Annotated in this window: 1 protein-coding gene; it reads left to right on the top strand. The window is 52.6% G+C overall.

The genetic code is table 11. The features are described 5' to 3' along the window. Positions 1-403: CoA transferase (locus tag GVL03_RS19940; protein ID WP_200847319.1), on the top strand; the 403-nt coding region annotated here is incomplete at its 5' end. Between the last annotated feature and the right edge of the window lie 57 nt (positions 404-460).

The raw sequence follows: 460 nt of genomic DNA, 5'->3' as shown, positions 1-460 counted from the left end.
TGAACGTCCTGATCTGGCCGCCGATCCGGCACTGGCACACAATGACGGGCGTGTGAAGCAGGTCATTTTGTTAGCTGCGGCGATTGAAGAATGGACCCGTCAGAGCCACCTGAATGAAGTGCTGGCCTCATTGAATGAGGGCGGCATTCCGGCCGGAAAAATCTACGATGCATCTGACATCGCTAACGATCCTCACTATAAAGCTCGCGATATGCTTTTACCCGCGCATTTACCTGACGGCACGCCAGTTATTCTGCCCGGCATCGTCCCTAAACTACTGTCTACTCCCGGCAGGGTCAGGCATGAGGCACCTGAACTGGGTCAGCACACGGGAGAAGTGTTGTCTGAACTGGGTATTAATGCAAATCAAATCATAACATTGAAGGCAAAGGGGATCGTATGACTGTCCAGTTACACTCCGGATCCAGACGCATTTTCATGCAGGAAGTCTGTCCACGGG

The organism is Microbacterium sp. 18062, assembly GCF_902706225.1.
GTDB lineage: Bacteria > Actinomycetota > Actinomycetes > Actinomycetales > Microbacteriaceae > Microbacterium.
Note: the sequence above shows the minus strand (reverse complement) of the source record. Positions and strands in the feature narration are given on the sequence as shown.